General features: G+C 62.4%; 1 protein-coding gene. It reads left to right on the top strand.

Annotated features, from left to right (window positions below):
• Nucleotides 1-99: 99 nt before the first annotated feature.
• The gene (locus KRR55_RS20135; protein WP_217391097.1) at nt 100-1005 is read left to right on the top strand and encodes an IS982 family transposase; all 906 of its coding nucleotides are present in this window, start codon (nt 100-102) and stop codon (nt 1003-1005) included.
• Nucleotides 1006-1025 lie beyond the last annotated feature (20 nt).

Raw genomic sequence — 1025 nt, 5'->3', positions numbered from 1 at the left:
TAGATGAGTCAGTCCTAATTGACGCTTGGAACGAGACAGGGTCCGGGAACTTGTTCCCGGACCCTGTTAATCGCTGGCGGAGAGTGCTAAGTCTCGTATGTGAACCCAAAACTGAACACTCTCCTGACCACACTCTACGTCTTACTTACCGATCGTGTCCTGCCGGATTTGGGATATGACCGGACGAGCAAACCCGGCCGCAAGGCCATCTTGAGCGATGCCGAGCTGCTGTGCCTGGTCGTGGCCCAGCACCTGCTGCACGGGCACTCCTCCGAATCGCGATGGGTCCGCTATGCGCGCACCCACCTGAGCGGGCTATTCCCCGGGATCCCGCAGCAATCGGGATACAACAAGCGCGTGCGCGCCGCCGGAACACTGATCAGTGCGGTGATCACCGCACTGGCCAAAGACACCGAATCCTGGCACGAGATCCTCCGCCTGCTGGATTCGACCCCCGTCCCGTGCGACACCAGCCGCGAAACAGTCAAGCGCTCGGACCTGGCCGGGCACGCCGGCTACGGATACTGCGCCTCGCATTCGCGCTACTTCTGGGGCTTTCGCCTGTACCTAGTCAGCACCCCCGAGGGCATGCCGGTGATCTGGGGACTGGCCAACCCCAAGCTCGGGGAACGCGAGGTCACCGAGGCCCTGCTGCGCCACGACCACCATCTGGTCCGCGACGGGCAGGTCATCCTTGCCGACAAGGGTTTCGCCGGAAGGGACTTTGAGCGGTTCATCGCCGAGGACCTCGGCGCCAACCTGGTGCGGCCGGACCGCAAGGACGAAAAGCCCAGGTTCGGGAAGTTCGGCGGCATCCGCCAGTGGATCGAGTCCGTCTTCGACAGCCTCAAGGGCCAGCTCGGGCTCGAACACCACGGCGCCAGAACCCTCGAAGGTCTCTACGCACGCGTCGCGTCAAAGCTCCTGGCCCTCGCGGCAGGAATCTGGCACAACTGGAAAACCAACGCACCCCGCAAACGCTCCCTAACCGCCTACGACCACTGAAATGATTAGGACTTAATCAT

Origin of the sequence: Paeniglutamicibacter quisquiliarum, assembly GCF_019084045.1 — a bacterium.
Lineage (GTDB): Bacteria > Actinomycetota > Actinomycetes > Actinomycetales > Micrococcaceae > Paeniglutamicibacter > Paeniglutamicibacter quisquiliarum.
Note: the sequence above shows the minus strand (reverse complement) of the source record. Positions and strands in the feature narration are given on the sequence as shown.